Source organism: Flagellimonas lutimaris (genome assembly GCF_051494225.1).
Taxonomy (GTDB): domain Bacteria; phylum Bacteroidota; class Bacteroidia; order Flavobacteriales; family Flavobacteriaceae; genus Flagellimonas; species Flagellimonas lutimaris_A.
Genome location: NZ_JBNPYE010000038.1, coordinates 1 through 312, shown reverse-complemented (window position 1 = coordinate 312; position 312 = coordinate 1). Strand labels below are relative to the sequence as shown.

Sequence of the window (312 nt, the reverse complement as noted above, 5' to 3'; positions counted from 1 at the left end):
CACCTTGCATGATGGCCTGCATGTAGTTCATGATCGCCTCGGAATGTGCTTCTTCTTCCTCGTCTGTACGCTTTTTAAGATATGTCTGCAATGCAGGTTCTATATCTGCTGGCTCAATATCCATTAATGTTTCTTTGCCAGAGTCTGCAAGTACCTTGTCATAGAACTTGTTCATTTTCATGACAACAAATTCCCTTTGGTCCAAAGGCATCACTTCATCGAGATAGGCATCGATAAAAACGTGCACGTTCACTTCGGTTGCCGAAGGAGTGTCCGTTTTTGGAAGGATCACGTCCAAGGTCTGTGCCATGG

General features: G+C 44.9%; 1 protein-coding gene. It reads right to left on the bottom strand.

What is annotated here, in order from left to right; translation table 11 throughout:
- On the bottom strand, positions 1-312 hold a 312-nt coding region (locus ACQQ5U_RS19440; protein ID WP_437400128.1), incomplete at both ends, for a gluconate 2-dehydrogenase subunit 3 family protein.